This window comes from Nonomuraea basaltis, assembly GCF_005893125.1.
GTDB lineage: Bacteria > Actinomycetota > Actinomycetes > Streptosporangiales > Streptosporangiaceae > Nonomuraea > Nonomuraea basaltis.
Genome location: NZ_VCJS01000022.1, coordinates 1 through 25909, shown reverse-complemented (window position 1 = coordinate 25909; position 25909 = coordinate 1). Strand labels below are relative to the sequence as shown.

The following is a 25909-nucleotide window of genomic DNA, read 5'->3' as shown; positions in this document are numbered from 1 at the left end:
GTTTCCTCCAGGAATGCGGAAGTACGTGATGACGACGCTATTCCGGGAGTAGGTCAGGTCCTGTCCTACATCGTCCGGCATTCTGGTTCCATGAGCGAATCCCGTCTCCTGAGCCTGCTGTCGCTGCTCCAGACCCCGCGCGAATGGCCTGGCGGCGAGCTGGCCGACCGCCTCGGCGTCAGCCGCCGCACCATCCGGCGCGACGTCGAGCGCCTGCGCGCCCTCGGCTACCCGGTCGAGGCCACCATGGGCGCCGACGGCGGCTACCGGCTGGTCGCGGGCACGGCCATGCCGCCGCTGCTGCTGGACGACGAGGAGGCGGTGGCCATCACCGTCGGCCTGTCCACCGCCGCCAGGCATCCGGTGCAGGGGATCGAGGAGGCGTCGGTACGGGCGCTGGCCAAGCTGGAGCAGGTGCTGCCGTCCCGCCTGCGCTACCGGGTCAGATCACTGGGCAGCGCGACCGTCCCGATGCCCTCCGTCGCAGGGCCCGAGGTCGATCCCGAGCAGCTCACCACGCTGGCGACGGCCGTGGCCAACCGGGAGCGGGTGCGGTTCGCCTACCGGGCCCACGACGGCGTGACCAGCACGCGCGTGGTCGATCCGCACCGCGTCGTCGCGGCCGCGCGGCAGTGGTATCTGCTCGGGCACGACCGCGACCGCGACGACTGGCGGATCTTCCGCATCGACCGCATCAGCGACCTCCGGGCGACGGGCGCCAGGATCGTGCCGCGCGAGCCGCCCGCCGAGGACGCCGCCGCGTACGTGGCCGAGAAGCTCTACTCGTCGGCGCCCACGCACGAGGCCGTCGTCACGCTGCACACATCCGTCACTGAGCTGATCAAGAGCCTGGGTGAGGTCACCCCGATCGACGAGCGGACCTGCCGGTTGCGCACGCACGCCGACACCCTGGACTGGCTCGCCTTCCGGCTGGCGGCGCTGGGCTGCGAGTTCGAGGTGCACGAGCCGCCCGAGCTGAACACGCACCTGCGCGCGCTGGCCGCCCGTCTCACCCGAGCGGCCGGGTAGCCAGGAAGCCGAGCACCAGCGGGCTCGCGTCCGAGCGGAACTCCTCGAAGTACGCGTGCCGCGCCCCCTCGATCAGCCGCAGCTCCGCCCCGGGGATGCGGCCGGCCAGCAGCGGGGCGTTGGCCGCCGGGTTGAAGACGTCGTCGGTCCCGTGGACGACCAGCGTGGGAGCGGTGATGGCGGGCAGCGCGGCCCAGCTGTCGTGCCCCGCGCTGGCGGCCAGATGGCGGCGGCGGGCGTACGCGGGCATGTCAGGATCGCCGACCGTGTGATGGGGTCCGGGATGGGTGGCCAGCCAGGCGGGGGTGTACATGAGCTCCAGCAGCGCCCGCTCGGCCGCCACGCGGTCCGGCTGGGCCAGCGACCTGCGTACGTCGTTGTCACGCTCGACCCCATGGGCGCCGCCCGGCGAGCTGCAGCCGAGCACCAGCGCCCCGACCCGCTCGGGATGGTCGGCCGCCAGCCACTGGGCCACCCGCCCGCCCATCGACGTCCCGTACACGTGCGCCCGCCGCACCCCCAGCTCGTCCAGCACGGCGATGATGTCGGAGGCGAAGCCGCGGGTGGTGTACGGCTCGTCGGGCTTGTCGCTGCCGCCCGTCCCCCGATAGTCGATGGTGATCGTGCGATAGGCATCGAAATCCTCGCGCACCGGGTCCCACCAGTGGTGGTTGTTGGCCTGGCCCTGCAGGAGCACGAGTGGCGGCCCGTCACCGCGGAGCTGGTAGGACAGCTTCACACCGTCGTCTGTTGTCGCGTAAGGCACGCCCTCGATGGTGCCTCACCCCGGGCGTCGCGCCTGAGCCGGGGTCGTCGTCCTCGAGATCCTGGGAAAGGTCCGGGCTCAGCCGGCGGCTGACCCGTCGCGGGCGGCGAAGACCGTCAGGCTCTTCAGTTCGTGCCGCTTGACCTCGTCGAACAGCTCCGACAACCCTTCCTCGATCCGCGCCAGCTTGTCCTCGGGCAGCCGCAGGCTCCGGGCGATCCTGCCCGGATCGGTGCCGCCGTGCCAGGCGATCACCACCCGGCCGCCCCGGCGGGTGACCCGGCGCAGCTCCCGCAGGCCGTCCCCGAGGTCCGGCCAGAGGGCCACGGTGTTGACCGTGACCACGCAGTCGAAGCTGTCGTCCGGGAAGCCGGTGTCGGACGCGGTGCCCAGCCGCAGGTCGGCCCCGCCTGCCCGGCGAGCGGCCTGCTCGCGCATGTCGGGTGAGGGGTCGACGCCGCAGATCCGCCCGGCGCCCGTCCGGCCGAGCAGCCTGATGAGCGCGCCGGGGCCGTATCCCACCTCCAGGACGTGCTCTCCCGGTCGTACATCGAGGACGGACAGGACCTCGTCCTGCCGGTTGGTGTAGAACATGAACCGCCCCGCCAGCCGCCCGAGCAGTCCGGAGGGCTCGGCGAAGGGCGAGTTGATGGTTCCGCCCGTAACCCACGATTTGATAGCCATACCTTCACCAAAGCGCTTCAAGCCGACTTGAAGTCAAATGGGAACATGGACCTTGTTTCCATCGGCGAAGCTGCCCGCCTGCTCGGCATGAATGCCTCCGCGCTGCGTTACTACGAGGAACGCGGCCTGGTCGTCCCGGTGACCCGCAGCCGCGGGCGCCGCATGTACGGCAGGCAGGAGCTGCGGCGCCTGGTCTTCCTGCGGACGATGCAGCAGCTCGGCGTCTCGCTGGACACTGCCGGGGCCGTGCTGGACGCGCCGGGGGAGGAGTGGCGCGCGGCCGCGGCCGAGCAGATCGACGTGCTGGAGGAGCTCATCCACCGGGCCAGGGCGGCGCAGTGGGTGTTGCGGCAGGCCATCGAGTGCCCGGCCGAGCATCCCGCCCGGGAGTGCGAGCACTGGATCGGCATGGTGGACCAGCTCCTCGAGGGCTACACGTTCGCCCAGCTCGCCGCCATGCACGAAGCTGGCCGCTTGACGGAGTGAGCGCCCAGATCGCCCGGGCCGCGGGCATCGGCGAGGGCACCATCTTCCGGGCCTTCGGCGACAAGGACGCGCTGCGCGGCTACCTGGCCAGGATCGGCGCGGTGGCCGGCGCCCTCGCCGCCTCGGGCGGCCTGCGCCGCGGCGACATCACCGCCCTCAGGAGTAAGGCCGCTGAAGGAGGGGGCGGCGCTGAAGGAGGGGGTGACGCCGCGCCGGCGCAAGACGGTCACCTACGCCCTGCTCGGCTCCGCCTCCCGGGCCTGATCGCCGGCCGACACGCCGGAAAATGTGGGGCCGGGTGGGGAATGTTCGCCCGGCAGGTGTGGTTACATAAATCGTGGCCGGTGTGTCCAGTGTCCCCGGGCCTCACCTATTGCCTTCGCGGATTACCGTTCGGCTGGAGCCGCGTTGTGCCTTTCGCCGAGAGGCGACCTGCACACCGGTACGCACTCGTTGAGCGCCCGCCCTCTCCGGAGGGCGGGCGCTCTCGTGTGTTCAGGCCTTCAGATGGTACGGGTCCGTGACGCCCCCCGGACAGGCCAGCGCCTCCACATCGAGCCCCGTCAGCCGGGCACCCGCCTGGTAGGCGCTGTCCAGGAAATCCAGCACGGCCGCGACCGGATCGCCCATCGCGCGGACGTCGTCGTACCGCAGGATCGCCAGGTGGCTGCCGCGCGAGGCGATCCACTCGGCCTGCTCGGGACGGAGCGGCTCCCGCTCCAGTCCTTCGGGTTCGGGCGCGGTGTAGGAGTAGAACGCCGGCCACGGCCGCTCCTTGTCGCCGAACCAGAACCCCGAGCTGATGACCTCCCGGCTGTACGACTCGCGCGTCACCGGGTCGGTCTCCGGCGAGACGTATGCCATGCGCCCGGTGTACCGGGTGACCGCGATGTCGAACGTGTGCCAGAAGTGGTGCACTGGACTGGTCTTGCCGGAGAAGTCCGCGGCGAACCGGTCGAGCAACTGCGCCACCTGAGACAGGATCCGCCAATACCGGTTGATCAGCACAGGGTCGTACCGCGCGTGCAGCATGTCCTCGGCGAACGGCGTGTCGTCGCCCAGGTCGAACGGCACCGCCCAGATGTCCGGCCGGATCCCCAGCCCCGCCAGCGTGTCGAACAGCCGCTTGTCGAACGATGCCACCGACCGGCCGATCAGGCTGAACTCCGCGCTGCGGCCGTCCACCACGTCCACCACCAGGCGGTGGCGTACGAGGTCGAAGTCGATGCTGAACAGCGGCTGCTCGCCCAGCCCGCCCATCGGCCTGGTGGTCAGCCCGCGCCCGGTCGGATGGAAGGGCACGTGCCACCAGTGGTTGCGCCGGTTGCTCGACGTCAGGCGGATCTTGCCGACGATCTGTGCGAACCGGTGAAAGGTCTCCTTGGCCTCGGCCCACTCCGCGAGCGGCATGGCAGGGAAGAGCTCCATGACCATATCGTAGCTACCCTACGTAATCGGACAGTTCCCAAGGGTCGTACCGTCGGCGCAGCGGCCAGCTCCGCCTCCATGACGTGCACCTGGGCGTCGGGGAAGTCCGGCAGGCCGCCGCTGTGGTCGACGTCCAGGTGGGTGAGCACGATGTGGCGTACGTCGGCGGGGTCGTGGCCGAGCGCGGCGGGCCGGTCGTCCAGTGAGTCGATCTCGCGCATGGAGGCGAGATTGAGATGATGAATCCGCATGTGGCTAGACTGCGACTTGAAGCGCGGTTCAAGTCAAGGGGCCAGGTCATGACGGATACGTTGATCGACATCGGCGAGGTGGCCAGGCAGAGCGGGCTGGCCGCCTCCGCGTTGCGGTTCTACGAGCGCAAGGGCCTCATCCAGGCCGAGGGACGCAACGGCCTGCGGCGCGCGTACCGGCCCGAGACCCTGGAGCGCCTGGCGCTGATCACCTGCGCCCGCGACGCCGGTTTCACGCTCTCCGAGATCGCCGAGTTCCTGCGCGCCAGGCCGTCGGACACGCGGCTGCGCGAGCGTATGGCGGCCAAGGAGCGCGAGGTGGACGCGCGGGTGGCACAGCTGACGCGGCTGCGCGACAGCCTGCGCCACGCGGCGGTATGCGAGCACGACCCGCTCGTCGAGTGTCCCGAGTTCAAGCTCGCCGTAGGGAGGGTGCCGGGAGGATGAAAGCCGAACGGTGCGCGACTATCGAGGTCCGGCGGGCCGGCCCGAGCTGACGTACTTCCTCGGGCGCAGCGCGTGGGCCCGCAGCGCCGCCAGGGCTGCGAACTGCCCCGGCCGGTCCATCCGCACCACCAGTTCGTCGCTGAACGCCAGCCCCAGCGCGGTGAGCTGGGCGACCAGGTCCGCCACCGGAGCGGCGACGTCCTGCAGGCTCGTGGCCGGATGCCAGCCCTCGCCCCCGACCACCTCCGCGACCCGCTCGCGCAGCTGGGCCGGCGACATCAGCGTGCCGTCGGCGAGCAACATGAGCGCGGCCTCCCTGGCCGACACCTCGAACTCGTGCTCCCCCTTGGCCAGCAGCAGCCGGGTGACCGCCGTCCACATGGTCTCGGGCGAGCGCAGCAGGCGCCTGCCGTAGTCGGTGATGGCCAGCCGCGCGCCGGTGCGGCTGATGGCGCCCAGCTCCCGCTCGGCCAGCTCGCGCAGCCGCAGCGCCTCGGGCGACGGTGCCAGCCGCAGCGGCAGGGTGCCCTCCCGATCGGCCAGTGAGAGCAGCCCGTGCAGGGCGGGCAGGGGCTGCGGGGTCACGGGTGCGTGCAGGCGTACCTCGAACGGCTGGGCCAGCTCCCGCCGGGCCGGGCCGCGCCCCAGCACCCAGCGGTTGAGCCGCTCGCCGTGCACCCGGTTGAGCCAGCTGTCGCCGCCCAGATCGGCGCGCGGCTCCGTGAGCCAGCGGCGGGTCAGGGCGGTCCGGTCGACGGCCTCGCCGGCGACGATGGCCAGCTCCAGAGCGGCGGAGCAGGCGATGTGCGCGCCCAGCTCCTCCGGACCCATGATCATGCTCCACTGAAGTTCCGGCACGTCGGGCGGGAGCACGCCCGTGGCATCGAGCGCCTGCTGGTAGGCGCTGGTCCCGGCGTCCTCGCCCTCACGTGCGTAAGTGCGCAGGATCTTCAGGGTCGTGGGGGACACGCACAACGCGGCGTAACGTTCCATCCCGCCAAGCTGGAGCAGCCGCCCGAGCGAGCGTGCCAGTCGCTCGTGGTCGCCGCCGACCTTGAGCGGCAACGTGTACCAGAGGAACTCGCAGACATCGAGCTGGGTCACCGTCTCCAGAGGTTCCCCACCGGTCAACCATTCGACGGCGGTCCTGGCCTCCTCGGCCAGTTCCGGGTGAGAGCGCTCCAACTCGGCGAGAAGGGCGGCGACATCCGGTGCACTCATGCCTCGAAGTTTGCCGTATCGACCCCAGTGCTGACGATGACCGAAGGCTGTGCGTATTGGGTCTTGCAAGTGACTACCCTAAGAAAGCACGATTGATCAGGCTGTGAGCGGGTCAGATCCACCGATTGTCAAACAGCATCCGCGCCTTCCATTCCGTGTAGGGGATCACCTCGGCGGACAGGATCGGATGCAGCCACCAGAAATTGATCAGCGCGAGCAGGGCGAAGGCGCCGACCACGGCGGCTCCGACGGTACGCCGTACCGGCATGTCGCCCGAGGCCGTCGGCCTGGAGGGACCTATCAGCAGCCCGGCGCACAACGTGATGGCCAGCACCATGAACGGCACCATCGGAATGGCGTAGAACAGGAACATCGTGCGGTTGTCGGCGAGGGCGAAGTAGAACCACGGCAGCCAGCCGACGGCGTAGGCCAGTAGCACGGCCCCGGCCCGCCAGTCGCGCGAGGAGAAGTAGTAGGCGATCAGGGCCACCAGCGCGGCCACCGCGCCGAACCAGATCACCGGCGTGCCCACGCCGAGCACCGCCTCCGAGCAGTCCTTGACGCCGCAGACGTTCTGCTTGCCCTCGTAGAAGAACGCTACGGGGCGCAGCAGCAGCGGCCACTGGTACGGCTCCGACATGTAGGGATGCGAGGTCGCCAGGTCGCTGTGGAAGGTGAAGACCTGCCACTGGTAGTGGATCCACGACCGCATCGAGTCGAAGGCGAAGAAGAACGGATTGCCTGCCGAGGTGGCGCGCTCCCAGTTGCGCCCGTAGCCGGTGTTCGTCGCGAACCAGCCGGCCCAGGTCAGCATGTATGTGACGAACGGCACAATCGCGAACGCCATGACTCCCTGCGGCACGTCCTTGCTGAACGCCCCCGTGTACGGGTGCCGCAGCCCCACCGCCCGCCGCGCGCCGAAGTCCCACATCAGCGACATGATGGCGAACGCCACCGCGAAGAACAGCCCCGACCACTTGACCGACATCGCCAGGGCCAGGCAGACCCCTGCCGCGATCCGCCACGGCCTGATCCCCAGCCCCGGCCCCTGCGGCGAGATCGGCGAGTTCTCGTACCAGGTGACCAGCCGCTCCCGCGTCTGGTCCCGGTCGACCACCAGGCACGCGAACGCGGCCAGCACCCAGAACATCAGGAAGATGTCCAGCAGCGCCGCCCGCGAAAGCACGTAGTGCAGGCCGTCCAGCGCCAGCAGCAGTCCGGCGAAGCAGCCGAGCAGCGTCGAGCGGGTCATCCGGCGCGCCAGCCGGGCCAGGACGAGGATCGACAGCGTGCCGATCACGGCCGCGACGAAGCGCCAGCCGAACGGGTTGAGCCCGAACAGCCACTCGCCGATGCCGATCATCCACTTGCCCAGCGGCGGGTGCACCACGTAGGAGGCGCACTTGTCGAGCGTCTCCTGGGTGCACTTCTGCCAGATGTCGGTGTTGCCGGCCAGGATCGCCTTGTCCGCGTCCTTGATCGCGACCCGTTCGACACCCCAGGTGATCAGCGAGAACGCGTCCTTCATGTAGTACGTCTCGTCGAACACCACGGCCTTCGGATGGCCGAGGTTCATGAACCGCAGGACACCGCCGAACACCATGACCAGCAGCGGGCCGATCCAGCCCCACAGCGCGCTGCCGCGCATGGGGGGAATGACCCGATCGCGCAGGGACGGCGTCGAAGGAAGGCTCTCGCCGGCCTCCGAGTTGTCGTAGGCCTGGTACGGGGAATCGGTCACCGCCATTCGGACATCGTACGGGGCTCAAGGCGAGTGGGTACGTAGGGAAACGTAGAAACACGGTCTAATTGGGATCCCCTGCCACAATGGTCAGGTGACTGTAAACGGCAGGTTGGTGCTGGCAGGGGCCCCCATTGGCCAGGCGGGCGACGTCTCTCCCCGGCTGCGCGAGGTGCTCCAGAGCGCCGACGTGGTGGCCGCCGAGGACACCAGGCGGCTGCGCAGACTCGCGGCCGACCTCGGCGTGGAGATCTCGGGCCGGGTCGTGTCCTACTACGACCAGAACGAGGCGGGCCGGGCCCAGGAGCTCGTCGAGACGCTCAAGGAGGGCCGCACGGTCGTGATCATCACGGACGCCGGCATGCCGGGCGTCTCCGACCCCGGATACCGCCTGACGCGCCTCGCGGTCGACGCGGGCATCACGGTCACCGCGCTGCCCGGGCCGAGCGCCGTCACCACCGCCCTGGCCGTGTCGGGGCTGGCCAGCGACCGGTTCTGCTTCGAGGGGTTCCCGCCGCGCAAAGCCGGCGAGCGGGCCCGCCGGCTGGCCGCGCTGGCGGGGGAGGAGCGCACGATGGTGTTCTTCGAGGCGCCGCACCGGCTGGCGAGCTCGCTGGAGGCCATGGCCGAGGCGTTCGGCGCCGACCGGCCTGCCGCCGTTTGCCGCGAGCTGACCAAGACGTACGAGGAGATCCGCCGGGGCGGTCTCGGCGAGCTGGCCGAGTGGGCGGCCGCCGGTGTCAAGGGCGAGATCACGATCGTGGTCGCCGGGCACGTGGCCGGCGACAGCGAGCCGGACCCGGACGAGCTGGTCGCCGAGGTGGACCGCAGGGTCGCGGAGGGCGCGCAGCGCAAGCTCGCCATCGCCGACGTGGCGAAGGGGGCGGGCATCCCCAAAAGGGAACTGTATGACCTGGTTCACAAACGCCTATAGTGCGCATCGTGAGGAACTGGGGGGTTTCGCCGCAACGGCTGGTCCCGCCGATCCAGGGATCCCCGCTGCTGGGCTGGGCCGGGCCGCTCCTGGTGGCGCTCTTCGGCGGCATCCTGCGCTTCGTCAGGCTCGATGAGCCCAAGGCCGTGGTCTTCGACGAGACCTACTACGTCAAGGACGCGTACTCGCTGCTCACGCACGGCGTCGAACGCACCATGCTGGGCAACGCCAAGGACCCCATCGCCGACAAGCGCCTGATGGCAGGCAACCTCGACATCTTCAAGCAGTGCCCCGAGCCCGACGACTGCGCCTCGTTCGTGGCGCATCCGCCGCTGGGCAAATGGATGATCGGCGTCGGCGAGTGGCTGTTCGGCATGAACCCGTTCGGCTGGCGCTTCGCCGCCGCCCTGGTGGGCACGCTGTCCATCCTGCTCATGGCCCGGGTGGCGCGCCGGATGACGCGCTCGACGCTGCTCGGCTGCCTGGGCGGGCTGCTGCTGGCGCTCGACGGGCTGCACCTGGTGCTGTCGCGGACGGCGCTGCTGGACATCTTCCTGATGTTCTGGGTGCTGGCCGGGTTCGCGTGCCTGGTGGCCGACCGGGACTGGGCGCGAGGGCGGCTGGTCGGCTGGTACGAGAGCGCGCCGATCACCGAGCTGGGCCCGCGGCTCGGGCTCAGGCCGTGGCGGCTGGCGGCCGGGGCCTGCCTGGGCGCCGCGTGCGCGGTGAAGTGGTCGGGGATCTTCTTCCTGGTCGCGTTCGCGGTCCTCAGCCTGATGTGGGACATGGGGGCCAGGCGGGCGCTGGGGCTGCGGCAGCCGTACCGTGGGGCGCTGTCGTACGACCTGCCCGGCGGCCTCGGCTCGATGGCGCTCGCGCCCGCCGCGGTGTTCGTGGCGAGCTGGACGGGCTGGTTCGCCGGCGCCGGGGGCTGGGGGCGCAACTGGGAGCAGGCCACCGCGTCGGGGCCGGGGTTCTTCGTGCTGGACTCGGTGCGGTCGTGGCTCGCCTACCAGAGCCAGGTGCTCGGCTACCACAGCGGCCTGCACGAATACCACCCGTACATGTCGGAGCCCTGGCAGTGGCCGCTGCTGCTGCGGCCTGTCTCGTTCCACTACCCGTCGAACCTGCCGCCGTCGGCGTGCGGGGCCGACAAATGCTCCCAGGCCGTGCTGGGCGTCGGCACCCCGGCCCTCTGGTACGGCGCCGCGCTCGCGATGGTCGGCCTCATCGCCTGGTACGTCTCCTCGCGCGACTGGCGGGCGGGGGCGACGCTGCTGGGGTTCGCGGCCGGCTGGCTGCCGTGGTTCTACTACGCCATCGCCGACAACCGCACGATGTACCTCTTCTACATGATCCCCGTCTTGCCGTTCATGGTGCTGTCGGTCGTGCTGCTCGCGGGGCTCGTCCTCGGTAAAGAGAGCGCTCCCGCGGCCCGGCGGGCGACCGGGGCCGCGGCGGTGGGGGCGTTCGCGCTCATCGTGCTGATCAATTTCTGGTGGCTCTATCCGGTGCTGACCGCCGAGACGATCACACAGGCAGAGTGGTGGGCTCGGATGCTGATGCGCTCTTGGGTGACCGCCGCACCCAAGTGACGCCGCGGCGCAGCGTGATCGCCGCCGCGATGCAGGCCAGCGGCACGACCGGAAGCACATACCGGTAGTCGAACTCCGCCGTCGCCGCCGGTGCCAGCAGCAGCCCGACCGCGCCCAGCCACGGCAGCACCACCGGGCCGCCGAACTTGCGCCACCGCACCACGACGCCGTACAGGCCGATCAGCAGGATCCCGCCGAGCACGATGCCGGGCAGGCGGACCACCTTCTGATAGCCGCTCATGATGTCGGCCCACGGGTGCACGATCCGCGTCTCCGGCGGGCCCTGCTCGTAGCTGAACGCGTCGGTGTCGGTCCGGCCGCCCTGGAACGACGACCACTTCGGCAGCCGCTTGGGCTGGCCGTTGTCGTCGATCTCGTAGTAGGGCTTGAACTCGTACATGCCGTACGTCGACGGATCCGGGAACATCGGCCGCGACCAGTGGAACGAGCGGAAGAAGTCACGCACGACCACCTGCAGGTAGTCGCCGGGCTGCGACAGGATCGCCCGCGTGGCGAACGCGCTGGCCGCGTCGTTGGTGATCTCGCTCCACTTCTTGTTGATGCCCCACCGGTGCAGCACCTCGCCGGTGCCCGTGCCGTCGCCGTTGCCCTGGCCCCACAGGTACCACTGCGCGTAGTCCTTGCGCTGGCTGACCGGGTCGTTGATGCACAGCAGCAGGAGCTGCACCTCTTTGTACTTGTCGATCTTCATCTTGCCGCAGTCGGCGAAGATCGCCGTGCGCATGTAGAGGATGAGACCGTCGCTGTTGGTCATCGCGAACTTGCCGTGCGCGGAGGCGAACCAGCCCATGTACGCCATCACGGGAATGGCGCACGCCGTGATCACCGCTGCGATCGGCCGCCAGCCCGTCCGCTTGACCAGCAGGTAAAGCACCACCAAAGCGAGGATCGGCAGGCCGATCGAGCGCGTCAGCCACGTCAGCGCCAGCAGGAAGCCGACGACCGCGCCCGCCTGCCACGACAGCCGCCGCTTCCACAGCACCAGCGTGATCACCCCGACCACGAGCAGCGTGAACATCGTGTCCGACATCACCATCTGCTCGAGCTGGATCTGGTAGGCGTCGAACAGCACCGGCGCCGCCGCCAGCGTGGCGCCCCACTTCGGCAACCTGAACTTGATCCGCAGCAGCGCGTAGATCAGGCACGCCGTGGCCAGGCCCATCAGGTGCTGCGTGAAGCTCACCAAGGCGAAGCTGTGGAACGGCTTGAGCAACATCAGCCAGAAGCTGTAGCCGTCCGGCCGGATCGGATGCGGCCGCGGGTGCAGCGCCACCGAGACGTACTCGTAGGAGTCGTTGAACCACATGGCCGGGCCGTAGCCGAGCATGGTGATGAGCCGCAGCACGGCGCCGACACCGAAGGCCGCGGCGAACACCTGATGCCGGCGCACGAAGGACAGCGCGCGCGCTGCGCGGCCAGGAGCGGAGTGGTCCACATGGGTAATCTCCGCGGCGCTCACCATGCTGTAAAGAATGCCAGTCGTTTTTGGGTCTTGACCCGAGCAGGCTCGGGCACAGTGCATGATGGTTCACTGGAATAGCCTTAACTGAAGGGTAGACGCGTGGAACTGACGGTGGTCATGCCCTGCCTCAACGAGGCGGAGACCGTGGAAGTCTGTGTACGCAAGGCACTGGCGTGCATGGAGGAGCACGGCATCGAGGGCGAGGTCCTGATCGCCGACAACGGCAGCACGGACGGCTCTCAACAGCTCGCCCGCGACGCCGGAGCCCGCGTGGTCCACGTCGACGAGAAGGGCTACGGAAACGCCCTCATGGGCGGCATCAGGGCGGCGCGCGGCAAATACGTCATCATGGGCGACGCCGACGACTCCTACGACTTCACCTCGCTGCTGGCGTTCGTCGAGCAGCTGCGCGACGGCGCCGACCTGGTCATGGGCAACCGGTTCAAGGGCGGCATCGCCCCCGGCGCCATGCCTCCGCTGCACCGCTACCTGGGCAACCCGGTGCTGTCGTTCGTCGGCCGGCTGTTCTTCCCGTCGGCGATCGGCGACTTCCACTGCGGCCTGCGCGGTTTCCGGCGCGACTCGATCCTGAAGCTGCAGTTGCAGACCGGCGGCATGGAGTTCGCCTCCGAGATGGTGGTCCGCTCCACGCTGTCCGGGCTCGACGTGCGCGAGGTGCCCACGACGCTCTCGCCCGACGGCCGCTCCCGCCCGCCGCACCTGCGCTCCTGGCGCGACGGCTGGCGCCACCTGCGCTTCCTGCTGCTCTACAGCCCGAAGTGGCTGTTCTTCTACCCGGGCGTGGTCATGATGATCATCGGCCTGGTGGCGGGGACCGCGCTGACCTTCGGGCCGGTGGAGATCGGCGAGCTGGCCTTCGACGTCGACACCCTGGTCGGCACGTCGGCGCTGGTGGTGATCGGCTTCCAGGCGGCGCTGTTCGCGCTGTTCACGAAGGTGTACGCGGCAGAGGAGGGGTTCCTGCCGGAGTCGCCGCGGATCCGCAAGATCATCGACATCGTGACCCTGGAGAAGGGGCTCGTCGTCGGTGGGCTGCTGGCGCTGGCCGGCCTGGTGGGGCTGGTGATGTCGCTGGCGCACTGGCAGGTGCGCAGCTTCGGCGAGCTGGACCCGCGCGAGTCGCTGCGGCTGGTGGTGCCGTCGGCCACGGCGCTGATCGTGAGCTTCCAGACGATCTTCGCCTCGCTCTTCGTCAGCATCCTCGGCATCCGCCGCACCCGGGAGACGCTCTTTGATCGCGCCGCCGCCGCCGCTGAAGAGGCGGCCGAGGCGATCTCCCGCGAAAAATCCAAACGATAACCATCCTTTACGCGTTGCCGTGGTCGGCCACCCGCCGTCGCCGGCTCGCGTCTGTCCAGGGGAACGGCCGCTGACCGGTCAGTGGCGCGCCGCCGTTACGGCGCGCATTCTTGGCCCAGGTCCGTGGCCCACCCCGGTGCGCGTCAGCCGCACATCCGGACACTTGGATACCCCGTGCCCGGACGACAACAGCGGTATCACCCCATACCACCGCGCCTTGCCACCACGGCAGCACCGCGGGCCGGATGGGGCTGTGCACGGGAGGGCGGCGGGTAGTCATGTGGGCGCGTGTTGAGGACTGGGAATCGGTCCGAGGGGGACGGGGATCCCCGTAGGCTTAGGAATATGTCCCAGCACATCTTGACCGCCGTCGCGTGGCCGTACGCTAACGGCCCCCGTCATATCGGGCACGTCTCCGGGTTCGGCGTGCCGTCCGACGTCTTCAGCCGCTACCAGCGGATGGCGGGCAACAAGGTGCTGATGGTGTCCGGCACCGACGAGCACGGCACGCCCATCCAGGTGCAGGCCGACAAGGAAGGCGTCAGCGCCAGGGAGCTGGCCGACCGCTACAACCGGGTCATCGCCGAGGACCTCACCGGCCTGGGCCTGGCATACGACCTGTTCACCAGGACCTCCACGAAGAACCACTACGCCGTCACGCAGGAGATCTTCAAGGGTCTCTACGACAACGGCTACATCTTTCCCAAGACCACGATGGGCGCGATCTCGCCCTCGACCGGCCGCACGCTGCCCGACCGCTACATCGAGGGCACCTGCCCCATCTGCGGTTACGACGGCGCGCGCGGCGACCAGTGCGACAACTGCGGCAACCAGCTCGACCCGATCGACCTGATCAACCCCAAGAGCCGCATCAACGGCGAGACCCCGGTCTTCGCCGAGACCGAGCACTTCATGCTCGACCTGCCCGCCTTCGCCGAGGTGATCGGCTCCTACCTGCAGTCCAAGCAGGGCGAGTGGCGGCCCAACGTGCTGAAGTTCGCCCTCAACCTGCTGGGCGACCTGCAGCCGCGGGCGATCAGCCGCGACCTCGACTGGGGCGTGCCGATCCCGCTCGACGGCTGGCGCGACCAGCCCAACAAACGGCTCTACGTGTGGTTCGACGCCGTCATCGGCTACCTGTCGGCCTCCATCGAGTGGGCCAGGCGCTCCGGCGATCCCGACGCATGGCGCCAGTGGTGGCAGAATCCCGACGCGCGCGGCTACTACTTCATGGGCAAGGACAACATCGTCTTCCACGCCGAGATCTGGCCGGCGATGCTGCTCGGCTACAGCGGGCAGGGCGACCGCGGCGGCACGCCGGGCTCCCTCGGCGCGCTCGACGTGCCGTCCGAGGTGGTCTCCAGCGAGTTCCTGACGATGGAGGGCAGGAAGTTCTCCTCCTCCCGCCAGGTCGTCATCTACGTGCGCGACTTCCTCGAGCGCTACGACGCCGACGCGCTGCGCTACTACATCTCCGTGGCCGGCCCGGAGACTCAGGACACCGACTTCACCTGGCAGGAGTTCGTCAACCGCAACAACGGCGAGCTGGTCGCGGCCTGGGGCAATCTGGTCAACCGGTCGATCTCGATGGCGGCGAAGAACTTCGGCGCCGTGCCCGAGGCCGGCGACCTGACCGACGCCGACCGGGCGCTGCTGGAGCGCTCGCGCAACACGTTCGGCTCGGTGGGCGCGGAGCTGAACAGGTCGAGGTTCAAGAACGCCATCACCGAGGCGTTCGACGTGGTCCGCGAGGCCAACAAATACCTGGCCGAGCAGGAGCCGTGGAAGCTCAAGGACGACCCCGAGCGGCAGAAGTCGATCCTGCACGTCGCGCTGCAGGTGGTCGACGACGCCAAGACGATGCTCACGCCGTTCCTGCCCAACTCCTCCAACAAGGTCTACGCCATGCTCGGCGGCGAGGACGTGTGGTCGGGCATGCCGGAGATCCGCGAGGTCGACGAGGACGGCGGCACGCCCTACCCGGTGATCACCGGCGAGTACGACGGGGCGGCCCGCTGGGAGCACCGGCCGATCAAGGCGGGCACGCCGCTCGCCCCGCCGGTGCCGCTGTTCAAGAAGCTCGACCCGAAGGTCGTGGACGAGGAGCTGGCCCGGCTGGCCGACTGACCTCATAGTCCTTGAGGCTGATGGCGCCACCCGCACGCCCCTGCGCGCGGGTGGTGGAGCGCATGACGGCTACCTTAGATGGCGTGAGCAAGATTCCCGCCGCCCCAGAGCCGCTTTCCGCACCTGTGTTCGACAGTCACTGCCACCTCGACATCATGGTCGGCAACCGGCAGGCGTCGTCGGGGGATCCGGTGGCGCAGGCCGCGCAAGCGGCGGCGGTCACCGTACGCAGCATCCTGGAGGACGCCAGGGCGGTCGGCGTGTCACGGCTCGTCACGATCGGCTACGACCTGAGATCGTCCCGGTGGAACGCCGAGGTGGCGGCGGAGCAGGAAGGCGTTTACGCCGGGGTGGCGATCCACCCGAACGAGGCGCACGAGGCGACCCCCGAGGTGCTGGCCGAGATCGAGGCGCTGGCCGGACGGCCCGAGGTGCGGGCGGTGGGGGAGACCGGGCTCGACTACTACCGCGACTGGGCGAGCAAGGACGACCAGCACGCCAGTTTCCGGGCGCACATCGAGATCGCCAAGCGCACCGGCAAAGCGCTGGTCATCCACGACCGCGACGCGCACGACGACGTGCTGAAGGTGCTGGCCGGGGAGGGGGCGCCGGAGAAGGTCGTGTTCCACAGCTTCTCGGGCGACGCCGAAATGGCGAAAAAGTGTGTTGAAGCTGGATATTTCATGTCGTTCTCCGGCCCTGTGACGTACAAGAACGCCGCCTACCTCCGCGAGGCCGCCGCCGTGGCCCCCGCGGAGCTCATGCTGGTCGAGACCGACGCCCCCTACCTGCCGCCGGTCCCGCACCGCGGCAAGCCCAACGCCCCCTACCTGATTCCGCTCACCCTGCGCTGCCTGGCCGAGGTCAAAGGCATCCATCCGGACCAGTTGTGCGCGGCGATCAGCACCAACGGGGTCACGGTCTTCGGCGAGTGGTGACCATCTTTTGGTGAACCGGTGGATAGAGGCCGTGGACACGGATAGCGTTCGTACAGTTACGTTCCGTCATCTCAGGTGGCATGTTACCGGAGGTGGTTCGTGCGAGGCAGGAGACGTGCGCCGCGTCCCCCGATCCCGTGGCGCTCCCCGTGGACGCCGGTGGTGTGCCTGGCCGGGGCCGTTGCGGTGGGCGCGCTCGTCGCCGTGTCGGTCCTGGCCAAGGACGTGGTCGTGGTCGTCGACGGCGAACCCATGGCGGTACGCAGCTTCGCCGGGACCGTACACGAGGCGCTCGGCGACGCCGGGGTGTCGCTGGACTTCGGCGACGTCGTACGTCCGGCGGCGCAGGAGGACGTGTCCGACGGAACCAGGATCGAGGTACGCCGCGCCCGCCCCATCACCCTGACCGTGGACGGCCGGACCACCGAACATCTGGTCACCAGCACGAACGTCGGCGACGCCCTCGCCGAGCTCGACATCGCCCCGGCGGCCGGCAAGATCTCCGCACCCCGCGACGGGAAGGTGCCGCTGTCCGGAATGTCACTCACCGTCGACACCAAGCGCAAGGTGTACGTGGTCGCCGGCGCCACCCGGCTCACCTCCCGCACCACCGCCCGCACGGTACGCGAGGTGCTCCGCCAGAAGCGAATCGACCTGGGCGACGGCTATCAGGTGAGCCCGCCGCTCGGCAGCTTCCCCAAGGACGGCACGGTCATCACGGTCACCCCGCCGCGTACCGTGCCGGTCCAGCCGGCCGTCGCACGCTGAACCGGCGGGCGCCGGCCGCGTGCGAGGCCCGGGCTGACCCGCAGGCGTACAGCCCGGAGCGCCCCCTGCTTCGGTCAGCCGGACACCGACACCCCGAAGTCGGCGCCCTTGGGCGGCTGGAGCGGATCGAGGGCCTCGGCGTTCCGCCCGGCCACCGCGACCTTCCCGTACGGCTGCGCGTCCGGCTGCCCCACGAACAGCTTGTTGCCGCTGAACGCCACCGACCAGCCGAACAGCCCGTCGCCTCCCGGCACCCGCCGGTCCTCGGCGGCGCTCTTCCACGACACGATGCGGACGCCGCCGCCGTACGGGGCGCCGATGGCCAGCCTGCCGTCCGCCGACCCGGCCAGCGAGAACCCGAACGCCTGCTTACCGCCCTGCGTCACCGTTCTGATCGGCTTCCTGGCGGGGTTGAGCAGCTGCACGTAGCCGGGGCCCGGAGAGCTCACCGCGTAGCCGGAGCCCTCGGAGTACGCCACCGCGTAGCCGTACCTGTCGCCCGAGGCGTTGGTCGGCGAGTCCAGCTTCAGGCTCGTGATCTCGGCGGCCAGCACGTCGTCGATGAACACGACCGAGCCCGAGTCGATCTTTCCTGCCTCGACCTGGCGGCCCGCGCCGTCGTCGTTCTCGTAAGGGACGCCGACGACGAGGCCGTTCTTCGGCCCGAACGCCATCGACCAGCCGAACTGGTCGCCCACCTCGCTGTTGCCGCGTACGTCCACGGTCTCCTGACTGATCCTGCGCAGCTCGCCCGTGCCCCTGCGCACGTAGAGAGCGCCCACGTCGAGGAGTTGCGACTCGTCCTCGTACGGCGCGCTGATCGCCACCAGATCCCCCCGCGTCGCCAGCGACCAGCCGAAGTGCGCGAACCGTTGCGGCTGCGGGGCGGTCAGGCGCTGCGGGGGCGTGGCGCCGCCGCCGTAGACGACGTACGCGGCCCCGGCGTCCTCGGTGCCGTCCACATCCGCGTACGGGGCGCCGATCACCAGGTCGGCGCAGGCGTCGCCGTTGACCTTCGCCAGGCGTGCCGACCAGCCGAAGGCATCGCCCCTGACCAGGCCGGGCACGGAGACGGGGACCACCTTGCCGCCGGACAGCACGTGCACGGCGCCCTTCTGGTCGTCCGCGAACGGGTCGCCCACCGCCACGTCGTCCACGCCGTCACCGTCGAAGTCGGCGGCCCCGGCGCAGGCCGCCGCGGTGGCGGTGGAGGCCGGCAGCAGCGGCGCGCCGGTGGCGAGCAGGAACGCGATGAGCGTGGCTCGAATCCTCACAACGCCACCTCGATCTGCTTGCCGTTCTCGAGCATGGTCGCCGTCAGCTTCACCGGCGTGCGGTAGCTGGCCAGGTCGAACACGAAGGCGCTGTCGACCCGGGCGCCCGGCAGGATGGCCGGGGGCAGTGTGACGGCGGCCGGGTCGTGCTCGCCGCCGCGGTCGTCGACCATGGTGACGACCGGCTGGATCAGCACCCGGCGCTCGCCGCCCGGGTTGAGCATCGTCCAGCGGATCACGCAGAGCTGGCCCTGGGTCGCGGTCTTGCCCTCGTACTCCTTCAGCCCGCACTCGGGAGCCGCCGCGACGATCGCGATCGGGTCGTCGAACGCGTTGCCCAGCGGGAACCTGCGGCCCACGTCGTTGGGACGGGCCGTGGCGGCGGCCTGGGAGGGGTTGCCGGGGCCGGAGGTGACGGTGTTCCGGCCGGACGTGACGATCAGCACGGCACCCGTGACGACGATGGCCAGCACCGCCGCCGCGGCGGCGATGAGCCACCGGGTGCCCGGGGTCCTCGTCCCGCCGATGGTGTCGGGCTCGCTCGGGAGCAGCTCCGGGGCGCCCGGTACGCCCTGCTCGCCGGGCTGGGTGTCGACGGCGCGCTGCTCGGAATGCCCCATCTGCCGTAATTGCTCGTGTCCGGGCAACGTCGGCGGCCGCACCTGAGCTGCGAGGCTTCCTCGCCGTAGCTGGGGCTCTGGCACTCCGGGAGCCGTCTGCGGCAGCTGAGTCTGGGGTTCCCGCCCTCCGGGGGGAGCCTGCCGCTCCTTCTTCCGATCGTCCCTCCGTAACAGCCCGCGCAGCCGTGGCCGCTCCTGACCTGGTGCTTTGCCCTGTGCCTGGGCGGGCCACCGGGCCAGCTCCTCCTTGGCCGCCTGCTCCTCCTCGCGCGCCCGCTCCTCGATGGACGGCTGGCCCTGCCGCGGCACGCCCGGCGCATTCGAGGGGCCGGGCCCGCCCGGCCCGCCCGCCGGTGCACCGGAGCTGCCGGGGCCCTTGCCGGCGCCAGGAACGCCGGACGTGCCAGGCACGCCGGAGGCGCCAGGAACGCCGGACGTGCCAGGAACGCCGGAGGCGCCAGGAACGCCGGACGTGCCAGGAACGCCTGGCCTGCTGGGCGCCTTGCCCATGGTGTCGCTCGGCGGCGGAGTGCTGAACGTCGCCGTGATGTCGGGCTCGTCGACGACGTTCTGCGGCGGCTGCCAGTCGCTGAGCATGTCGGTCGCGACCAGGGTGGGCGGATTGGCCGAGACCGCCGGCGCACTGCCGCCCACCAGCGCGATCAGCAGCTCCTGCGCCGTCGGACGCAGCGCGGGATCCATCGAGGTGGCCCGCCGTACCAGCTCGTTCAGCGGCGCGGGCAGCGCACCCAGGTCCGGCGGGGTGTTCAGCACGCGGGAGGCCAGCGTGATGGGGTCGCCCCGGCCGAACGGGTGCCGCCCGTTACCCGCGTACGCCACCAGGCAGCCCCAGGCGAAGATGTCGACCGCCGGGCTGACCGCCTCACCGCGTACCTGCTCGGGCGCCCACCACCCGGGACTGCCCAGCAGCTCCCCGGAAAGCGTGAACCCCGTCTCCCTGTCGAGCGCCCTGGCGATCCCGAAGTCGATCACCCGCGGCCCCGACAGCGAAAGGATCACGTTGGCGGGCTTCAGATCCCTGTGCACGAGCCCCGCCACGTGGATCGCGGCCAACGCGGCCGCGACCCCGAGTCCCACGCCGTGCAACGGCCCCGGCTCCAGAGCCCCATATTTCGTAATCTGGTCGGACATGGGGGTGCCCGCGATGTACTCGGTCACCATGTACGGCCGCCCGTCCCCGGTGTTGCCGTTGTCCAGCACCTGGGCCGTGCAGAACGACGCCACCCGGCGAGCGTTCTCGACCTCCGCATGGAACCTGGCCGCGAACCCCTCCTGATTGGCGAACTCGGCCTTCACGACCTTGAGCGCGACAAAGCGCCCCGTCGGCGCCCGAGCGAGGAACACTGTCCCCATACCGCCCTCGCCGAGTCGCCCCAGCAGCCGGTACGGCCCGATCTCCCGCAAATCCGTCGGGCGGAGCGGCGCGGCGCCCGTTGGCTCCATGAGGGACGTCCCTTCCTGTTCCACGCCATCCTCTCCTTTGGTCTCCCCATCCGCCATCGCTGGTTCTTCGATGCGGGAGACTGGTTGGATGATGAGGCTGTTGGGCCCTGCAGAAATACGTATTTTGGCGGATAAGCTAAATCTTCGTCCGACAAAAAGGCTTGGCCAGAACTTCGTGATCGACGCGGGGACCGTCCGGCGCATCGTCCGCGTGGCCGATCTGTCGCCGGATGACGTGGTCATAGAGGTGGGGCCGGGGCTCGGCTCGCTCACCCTAGCCCTGCTGCCGTCCGCCGCGCACGTGGTGGCCGTCGAGATCGATCCGGTGCTCGCCGCCCAGCTCCCCATCACCGTCGCCGACCGCGGCCTGTCCGACAAGCTCACGGTCATCAACGCCGACGCCATGAAGATCACACTCGACGATCTGTCGGGCTTCACCCCCACGGCCCTGGTCGCCAACCTCCCGTACAACGTGGCCGTCCCGGTGGTGCTGCACGTCCTGGAGGTCCTCCCGTCCCTGCGCAAGGGCCTGATCATGGTGCAGTCCGAGGTGGCCGACCGCCTCGCCGCGGGGCCCGGCTCGAAGGTGTACGGGGTGCCGTCGGTCAAGGCCGCCTGGTATGCGGACGTACGCAGGGCGGGCCCCGTGGGCCGTACCGTCTTCTGGCCCGTCCCTAACGTCGACTCCGGCCTCGTCTCCCTCACCCGCCGCGAACCGCCCGCCACGTCGGCGTCGCGCAAGCAGGTGTTCGCCGTGGTGGACGCCGCCTTCGCCCAGCGCCGCAAGACCCTCCGCGCTGCCCTGGCGTCGTGGGCGGGCAGCGCGGCCGAGGCGGAGCGCATACTCCGGGCGGCCGGCGTGGACCCGTCGGCCAGAGGCGAGCAACTCGACGTCACATCCTTCGCCCGCATAGCCGAACTCAAGCCCTGACGGCCCTGAAGGGGAAGGCGCGGCTCACCCCCGCCGCCTTCTGGCCATGGCAGTCATCCACCACCTCCCCCACCCTGCTTCCTCCCATCCACAGCAGAATAGAGGCCATCTGTGGACGCCGGTGGGCCGACGTCGCCGTCCGCACCGGCAAGAGACGCCGGCCTCCAGTGGTCAGGACGGGCTAGGGGGCGCGGACGATGCCGATTCCGCGGTCCTCGATGTCCATGTTGGGAGCGAACGGTGTGACGGAGGCGTGCGCGAGCATGCGTGCCATGACCGTCGCGGCCTTCACCGGCACCGGCGACTTCATGACCTCCTCCCACCACAGGGCCAGCACGCCGGCGACGTGCGGCGTCGCCATGCTCGTTCCGGACGCGGCGACCAGTTCGCCGCCGAGCTCCGCGGACAGGATGTCCACTCCCGGTGCGCTGATCTGCGGGAAGGTGTTGGAGAAGACGGCGGGCACCAGGCCGTTGGGCGTCTGCTCCAGGGCGCCGACCGAGACCACGCCCTCCGCGGCGGCCGGCAGCGCGACGGCGATCTCGAACTCGGGACGGAAGCTCTCGTTCCCCGCGGCGGCGGTGACGATCGTGCCGACGATGCCCTCCCCGAGCGCCTCACGGCGGGCGATGAGCTGCATCAGCGCGTCGAAGAGGCGCAGGTTGGCGCGGTAGGCCTCAAGGGCTTTGGAGGTCGCGACGTCCGGTCGCAGTCCCAAAAAATCGATGAGGGACTGCACGTAGCCGGGGAAGTCGTAGCCGATGGACATCGAGATGACCTGGGCGCCCTGGTGCAGCGCCCATTCCATCCCGCGCAGCAGCATCTCGGTGTCGCCGCCCCCGTTGTCGTCGAGGACCTTGCCGATCAGCGCCTTCGTCACGCCGGGCGCGACGCCGATGCGGGTGCCCGCCACCGCCCGGCCGAAGATCGTGCCCGCGCAGTGCGTGCCGTGGCCGAACTTGTCGCCGATGCCCGAGCCGGAGAAGTCCTCCTGGACCAGGTTCACCCCGTTGAAGGCGGGGTGCGTGGCGTCGATCCCGGTGTCCAGGACGGACACGACGACGTTCGCGCCCGAGCACCGTGACACGTCGGCGCCCACCGCCTTCACGCCCCAGGTGACTCCGGTGGAGGCCTCGCCGGTCTCCCTGTGGTTTCCCATCTCCACCGGCCGGATCAGCTTCGTCGGCATCACCGGTGCCACCGCCCGCACCTCGGGGTCGCGGGCCAGCTCGCGGATCTCGCGTTTGTCCAGCTCTGCGACCTCCACGTGCGGCTCGCTGACGACCTCGATCAACGGCCCGATCGTCGGTCGCGCCGAGTCGAACGGACTGGCCATGCTCACCCCGCCGAGATCGCGCAGGATGCAGTACTTCTTGCCTACTGGCATGTCTCCCCCGATTGCCCGCCGCCCCTGCGGGGCGGTCGCAAGGATCCGGCATCCCGACACGGCAGCGAACCCCGACCCGGCTGCGGACGCAGCGGTGGGTTGGGGGTTCGGGGCCGCCATCGGCGAGCCCTTGCTACGGATCGTGAAGCCGCAACCGTGCCCATACTCCGGTTTGCATCAGGGTGATGCCCGGGCAGGGGTAGCCCGCCTTCCAAGCCAGCATGAAATCCTCCCCAAGGGTCCCGTACATCCGCGAAATCCCCTGATGGCACGACATTTCATGCCTCCATGCGCCAGATCGTCGTCGCCGACCTCGGTGCGCCAGGCCATGCAGTGCACGCAATCTCCGAGCCCGGCCGATTGTGGATAACCCAACGTCCTCCACAGAACCGCATTCGGCCCCGCGCCGCCGCGCCCCGCCGCACGATCCTGGCCTCCTCAACCCACCCACGGCTGGACCCCGGGAGGCCAACCATGATCCACCGCACCGTCCTGCTCTGGCTCACCGCCACCGGCGGGTTCCTCACAGGCCTCGCCGCATCCCCCGGCACAGCCCAGGCCGCGGTCCTGAAGGAGAAGCCGACCCGGGGCGAGATCGCCGCCTCGGCCGCCCTCGACCAACTGGGCGTCTCCTTCTCCTGGGGCGGAGGCTCCGCGAAGGGCCCCACCATCGGCATAGGCAGAGGAGCGGGCACACGAGGCTTCGACTGCAGCGGCCTCACCCTCTACGCCTGGTCCAGAGCCGGCGTGACCCTCAGCCACTACACGGGCACCCAGTTCCGCCAGGGCCGCAGGATCGCGCGCGGCGCGCGCCGCGTGGGGGACCTGCTCTTCTTCGGCGGCGGCACGGGCGACCCGACCCACGTGGCCCTCTACCTGGGAAGAGGCCTGATGATCCACGCCCCCAAGACCGGCGACGTGGTCAAGAAGACCAACTTCCTCACATCGCCCTACTACCGCACCACCTTCCGCGGCACCGTACGCCCGGGCTAGGAGTCCCCGCCTCGAGATCCTTCACCTGCGAGCGCAAGCATCCACCACTCCCGCGACGAGCCCGGACAACAGCTCCCGATCTTCATCCCGAGCAGGCTCATACTCCATGAGCCCGACCCCCACGACGTCGAACCGCTCGGCGATGGCCTCGACCAAGGACAGGAGCCGCTCAGGATGCAACCCTCCAGGGGTGGGGCACCCCACGCTCCGGAAGACCTCCGGATCCAGCACGTCGAAGTCGATATGCACATAGACGACGGCGTCACCGTCCGCGGACCCGCCGGCCGCGGCAGTCGCTATCGCCTCCACGAGAGGCGCGGCATCCACCACCTCCAACCGGCGAATCCCCTTGGCCGCGACGAATGCCGCCTCAGGCGGATCAAGATCACGCACCCCTGCCAGCACGATCCGTCCCGGATCCAGCGGGACCTCCGGCACCAGCCCTTCAGGCCCGTCCCCGGTGAGCGCCCGCAGCACCATCCCGTGATAGGCCCCGGAGGACGACGAGTCCGGCGTGTTCAAATCCCCATGGGCGTCGAACCACACCACGACCAGCCGATCGCCATACCGCCTCCTGGCCGCCGCCACAGGTTCCAGCTCGACCCCGCAGTCCCCGCCGGCAGTGATCAGCAGCCCGTCCCGAGCCTCCGCGAGCGCCGTACGAACCCTGGACGCGGTCGTGACCAGGCTGTCGTCATCGACGTCAACACACACCCGACGAGCCCCTTCCACCATGTCGGCGAGCAGCCGAGCCCCCTCGCGAAGGCGCTCCGCCGTACGCGACCCGGACCCCCGCCACTGCGGCACCTCGACAACCGTCACCTCGGACAACGCGCCCCTCCTAGACCGAAACCCCAACGTCGTTCCCAGGTTGGCAATCGCACGCCAGCCCCGTCCATCGAATTCCACCTATCGGACGCCGGTGGGGTCACTCGTCGTTACCGATAAGGGGAGCGGCAAACCACCGCCAACTTGACTCTGCGTGCTGGGGAATCGGTCGTTCCGTAAGTCATATTTCGAGAACCGCATGTCAGGGCTGCCTGCGCGGATAACATCGAGTGTCCTTGACCCCGGCAAGCGATGAAAGTGGCAGAAGATCAATGAGTTCGGTGACCGTACGTGTGCCCGCGAAGGTCAACGTGCAGCTTTCTGTCGGCCCGCTCAGGGAAGATGGCTACCACGACCTGGTCAACGTCTTCCACGCCGTATCGATCTTCGACGAGGTGGTGGCGAAGGAGTCCGAGTCGATCACCGTGTCGGTGACCGGGAAGTGGTCCGACCAAGTGCCGGTCGACGACAGCAACCTGGCGATCCGGGCCGCCCTCGCACTCGCCAAGCACGCCGGTCGCACCTACGGTGCCGACCTGATCATCCACAAGGACATTCCCGTGGCAGGTGGGATGGCGGGAGGCAGCGCCGACGCCGCAGGGGCTCTCGTGGCGTGCAACGAGCTCTGGGGGCTCGGGTTGCCCTTCGACGACCTCATGGAGATCGCGGGCGACCTCGGCAGCGACGTCCCGTTCTCCCTGCTCGGCGGCACCGCCGTCGGCACCGGCCGGGGTGAGCAACTGAGCGAGCTGCCGACCGGCGGCACCTTCCACTGGGTGTTCGCACTGGCGAACGGCGGCCTCTCCACGGCCAGCGTGTACGCCGAATGCGACCGTCTTCGCGAGGCCGAGGCCGCCGACGTGCCCTGGCCCCAGCCGAACGACTCGCTGCTGGAGGCCCTCGGCACCGGCGACGCCTACGCCCTGGGCTCTCACCTGAGCAACGACCTCCAGGTCGCCGCCCTCAACCTGCGCCCGGAGCTCGCCCCGACCCTCGACGCGGGCCGCCAGCATGGCGCCCTGGGAGCGATCGTCTCCGGCTCGGGCCCGACCTGCGCCTTCCTGGCCATCGACGCCCTGCACGCCCGCGACCTGGCCCTCAGCCTGACCACCACGGGCGCCGCCCATACCGCTGTACCCGCCTACGGCCCCGTCCACGGCGCCACCCTCGTCTGATCCGCCCACCACCCCGTCC

At 69.9% G+C, this 25909-nt stretch carries 24 protein-coding genes; 13 read left to right on the top strand and 11 right to left on the bottom strand.

Features of this window, described 5'->3' with window-relative positions; all coding sequences use genetic code 11:
* Positions 1 to 90 precede the first annotated feature (90 nt).
* A complete protein-coding gene (locus EJK15_RS13190; protein WP_138710678.1) occupies positions 91 to 1029 on the top strand; it encodes a helix-turn-helix transcriptional regulator in 939 nt (312 codons plus the stop codon).
* Here the strand turns inward: EJK15_RS13190 and EJK15_RS13185 are convergent.
* Both EJK15_RS13185 and EJK15_RS13180 read right to left on the bottom strand, forming a co-directional pair.
* Positions 1010 to 1795: an alpha/beta fold hydrolase gene (locus tag EJK15_RS13185; RefSeq protein WP_138710677.1), complete on the bottom strand. Its 786-nt coding sequence runs from the start codon at positions 1793 to 1795 to the stop codon at positions 1010 to 1012. The two genes, EJK15_RS13190 and EJK15_RS13185, sit on opposite strands and share 20 nt — an antisense overlap.
* Positions 1796 to 1873: 78 nt before the next feature.
* A complete protein-coding gene (locus tag EJK15_RS13180) occupies positions 1874 to 2479 on the bottom strand; it encodes a class I SAM-dependent methyltransferase (RefSeq protein WP_138710676.1) in 606 nt (201 codons plus the stop codon).
* Positions 2480 to 2524: 45 nt separating this feature from the next.
* On the opposite strand from EJK15_RS13180, the gene EJK15_RS13175 reads away from it, so the two are divergent.
* Both EJK15_RS13175 and EJK15_RS74450 read left to right on the top strand, forming a co-directional pair.
* Positions 2525 to 2965, top strand: a complete 441-nt coding sequence (locus EJK15_RS13175) for a MerR family transcriptional regulator (RefSeq protein WP_138710675.1) — start codon at positions 2525 to 2527, stop codon at positions 2963 to 2965.
* A complete protein-coding gene (locus EJK15_RS74450) occupies positions 2869 to 3489 on the top strand; it encodes a TetR family transcriptional regulator (protein ID WP_338089866.1) in 621 nt (206 codons plus the stop codon). Before EJK15_RS13175 ends, EJK15_RS74450 begins: the two co-directional genes overlap by 97 nt.
* Here the strand turns inward: EJK15_RS74450 and EJK15_RS13165 are convergent.
* A complete protein-coding gene (locus EJK15_RS13165; RefSeq protein ID WP_138710674.1) occupies positions 3461 to 4393 on the bottom strand; it encodes a DUF5996 family protein in 933 nt (310 codons plus the stop codon). The two genes, EJK15_RS74450 and EJK15_RS13165, sit on opposite strands and share 29 nt — an antisense overlap.
* Positions 4300 to 4614, bottom strand: coding sequence for an MBL fold metallo-hydrolase (locus tag EJK15_RS77500; RefSeq protein ID WP_420847054.1), 315 nt, complete (start codon positions 4612 to 4614; stop codon positions 4300 to 4302). Before EJK15_RS77500 ends, EJK15_RS13165 begins: the two co-directional genes overlap by 94 nt.
* Before the next feature lie 78 nt (positions 4615 to 4692).
* Between EJK15_RS77500 and EJK15_RS13155 the strand changes: the two genes are divergently transcribed.
* Positions 4693 to 5091 carry a MerR family transcriptional regulator gene (locus EJK15_RS13155; RefSeq protein ID WP_138710673.1) on the top strand — a complete coding sequence of 133 codons (399 nt, stop codon included), beginning with the start codon at positions 4693 to 4695 and terminating at the stop codon, positions 5089 to 5091.
* 18 nt (positions 5092 to 5109) lie between these two features.
* Here the strand turns inward: EJK15_RS13155 and EJK15_RS13150 are convergent, their stop codons facing one another.
* Entirely contained in the window at positions 5110 to 6312 is a 1203-nt protein-coding gene (locus EJK15_RS13150) for a hypothetical protein (protein WP_171074274.1), read from the bottom strand.
* 112 nt (positions 6313 to 6424) lie between these two features.
* The gene (locus EJK15_RS13145; protein ID WP_138710672.1) at positions 6425 to 8059 is read right to left on the bottom strand and encodes a dolichyl-phosphate-mannose--protein mannosyltransferase; all 1635 of its coding nucleotides are present in this window, start codon (positions 8057 to 8059) and stop codon (positions 6425 to 6427) included.
* Between the two features lie 88 nt (positions 8060 to 8147).
* On the opposite strand from EJK15_RS13145, the gene rsmI reads away from it, so the two are divergent.
* Together rsmI and EJK15_RS13135 are read left to right on the top strand one after the other, a co-directional pair.
* Complete coding sequence (gene rsmI / locus EJK15_RS13140) at positions 8148 to 8987, top strand: 16S rRNA (cytidine(1402)-2'-O)-methyltransferase (RefSeq protein ID WP_206060824.1); 840 nt, start codon at positions 8148 to 8150, stop codon at positions 8985 to 8987.
* An 8-nt stretch (positions 8988 to 8995) separates the two neighbouring features.
* Positions 8996 to 10582 carry a dolichyl-phosphate-mannose--protein mannosyltransferase gene (locus EJK15_RS13135; protein ID WP_240776939.1) on the top strand — a complete coding sequence of 529 codons (1587 nt, stop codon included), beginning with the start codon at positions 8996 to 8998 and terminating at the stop codon, positions 10580 to 10582.
* On the opposite strand, the gene EJK15_RS13130 is transcribed toward EJK15_RS13135, so the two are convergent.
* Positions 10518 to 12065 (bottom strand): hypothetical protein, encoded by a 1548-nt coding sequence (locus EJK15_RS13130; protein WP_240776938.1) that lies wholly within the window; start codon positions 12063 to 12065, stop codon positions 10518 to 10520. The two genes, EJK15_RS13135 and EJK15_RS13130, sit on opposite strands and share 65 nt — an antisense overlap.
* A gap of 99 nt (positions 12066 to 12164) precedes the next feature.
* Here EJK15_RS13130 and EJK15_RS13125 point away from each other — a divergent pair, with 99 nt between their 5' ends.
* The 4 genes from EJK15_RS13125 (at position 12165) to EJK15_RS13110 (ending at position 17218) form a co-directional block, all read left to right on the top strand.
* On the top strand, positions 12165 to 13385 hold the full coding sequence (locus tag EJK15_RS13125) for a glycosyltransferase family 2 protein (protein ID WP_171074273.1): 1221 nt from the start codon (positions 12165 to 12167) through the stop codon (positions 13383 to 13385).
* Between the two features lie 345 nt (positions 13386 to 13730).
* Positions 13731 to 15512: a methionine--tRNA ligase gene (gene metG, locus EJK15_RS13120; protein ID WP_138710671.1), complete on the top strand. Its 1782-nt coding sequence runs from the start codon at positions 13731 to 13733 to the stop codon at positions 15510 to 15512.
* An 83-nt stretch (positions 15513 to 15595) separates the two neighbouring features.
* Positions 15596 to 16450 (top strand): TatD family hydrolase, encoded by an 855-nt coding sequence (locus EJK15_RS13115; RefSeq protein ID WP_240776937.1) that lies wholly within the window; start codon positions 15596 to 15598, stop codon positions 16448 to 16450.
* 99 nt (positions 16451 to 16549) lie between these two features.
* Positions 16550 to 17218: a ubiquitin-like domain-containing protein gene (locus tag EJK15_RS13110; RefSeq protein ID WP_138710669.1), complete on the top strand. Its 669-nt coding sequence runs from the start codon at positions 16550 to 16552 to the stop codon at positions 17216 to 17218.
* 74 nt (positions 17219 to 17292) lie between these two features.
* Here EJK15_RS13110 and EJK15_RS70505 read toward each other — a convergent pair whose 3' ends face one another.
* Together EJK15_RS70505 and EJK15_RS72725 are read right to left on the bottom strand one after the other, a co-directional pair.
* Positions 17293 to 18492 carry an FG-GAP repeat protein gene (locus EJK15_RS70505; RefSeq protein WP_171074272.1) on the bottom strand — a complete coding sequence of 400 codons (1200 nt, stop codon included), beginning with the start codon at positions 18490 to 18492 and terminating at the stop codon, positions 17293 to 17295.
* Positions 18489 to 20600, bottom strand: a complete 2112-nt coding sequence (locus EJK15_RS72725) for a serine/threonine-protein kinase (protein WP_240776936.1) — start codon at positions 20598 to 20600, stop codon at positions 18489 to 18491. Before EJK15_RS72725 ends, EJK15_RS70505 begins: the two co-directional genes overlap by 4 nt.
* 67 nt (positions 20601 to 20667) lie before the next feature.
* On the opposite strand from EJK15_RS72725, the gene rsmA reads away from it, so the two are divergent.
* Positions 20668 to 21507, top strand: coding sequence for a 16S rRNA (adenine(1518)-N(6)/adenine(1519)-N(6))-dimethyltransferase RsmA (gene rsmA / locus EJK15_RS13090; protein ID WP_420847053.1), 840 nt, complete (start codon positions 20668 to 20670; stop codon positions 21505 to 21507).
* 181 nt (positions 21508 to 21688) lie between these two features.
* Here rsmA and EJK15_RS13085 read toward each other — a convergent pair whose 3' ends face one another.
* On the bottom strand, positions 21689 to 22894 hold the full coding sequence (locus EJK15_RS13085) for a S8 family peptidase (protein WP_206060823.1): 1206 nt from the start codon (positions 22892 to 22894) through the stop codon (positions 21689 to 21691).
* 474 nt (positions 22895 to 23368) lie between these two features.
* Between EJK15_RS13085 and EJK15_RS13080 the strand changes: the two genes are divergently transcribed.
* Complete coding sequence (locus tag EJK15_RS13080) at positions 23369 to 23887, top strand: NlpC/P60 family protein (protein WP_171074271.1); 519 nt, start codon at positions 23369 to 23371, stop codon at positions 23885 to 23887.
* Between the two features lie 21 nt (positions 23888 to 23908).
* Here the strand turns inward: EJK15_RS13080 and EJK15_RS13075 are convergent, their stop codons facing one another.
* Entirely contained in the window at positions 23909 to 24709 is an 801-nt protein-coding gene (locus EJK15_RS13075; protein ID WP_240776949.1) for an arginase family protein, read from the bottom strand.
* Between the two features lie 278 nt (positions 24710 to 24987).
* Between EJK15_RS13075 and EJK15_RS13070 the strand changes: the two genes are divergently transcribed.
* Positions 24988 to 25890, top strand: coding sequence for a 4-(cytidine 5'-diphospho)-2-C-methyl-D-erythritol kinase (locus EJK15_RS13070; RefSeq protein ID WP_138710664.1), 903 nt, complete (start codon positions 24988 to 24990; stop codon positions 25888 to 25890).
* Positions 25891 to 25909: the final 19 nt, after the last annotated feature.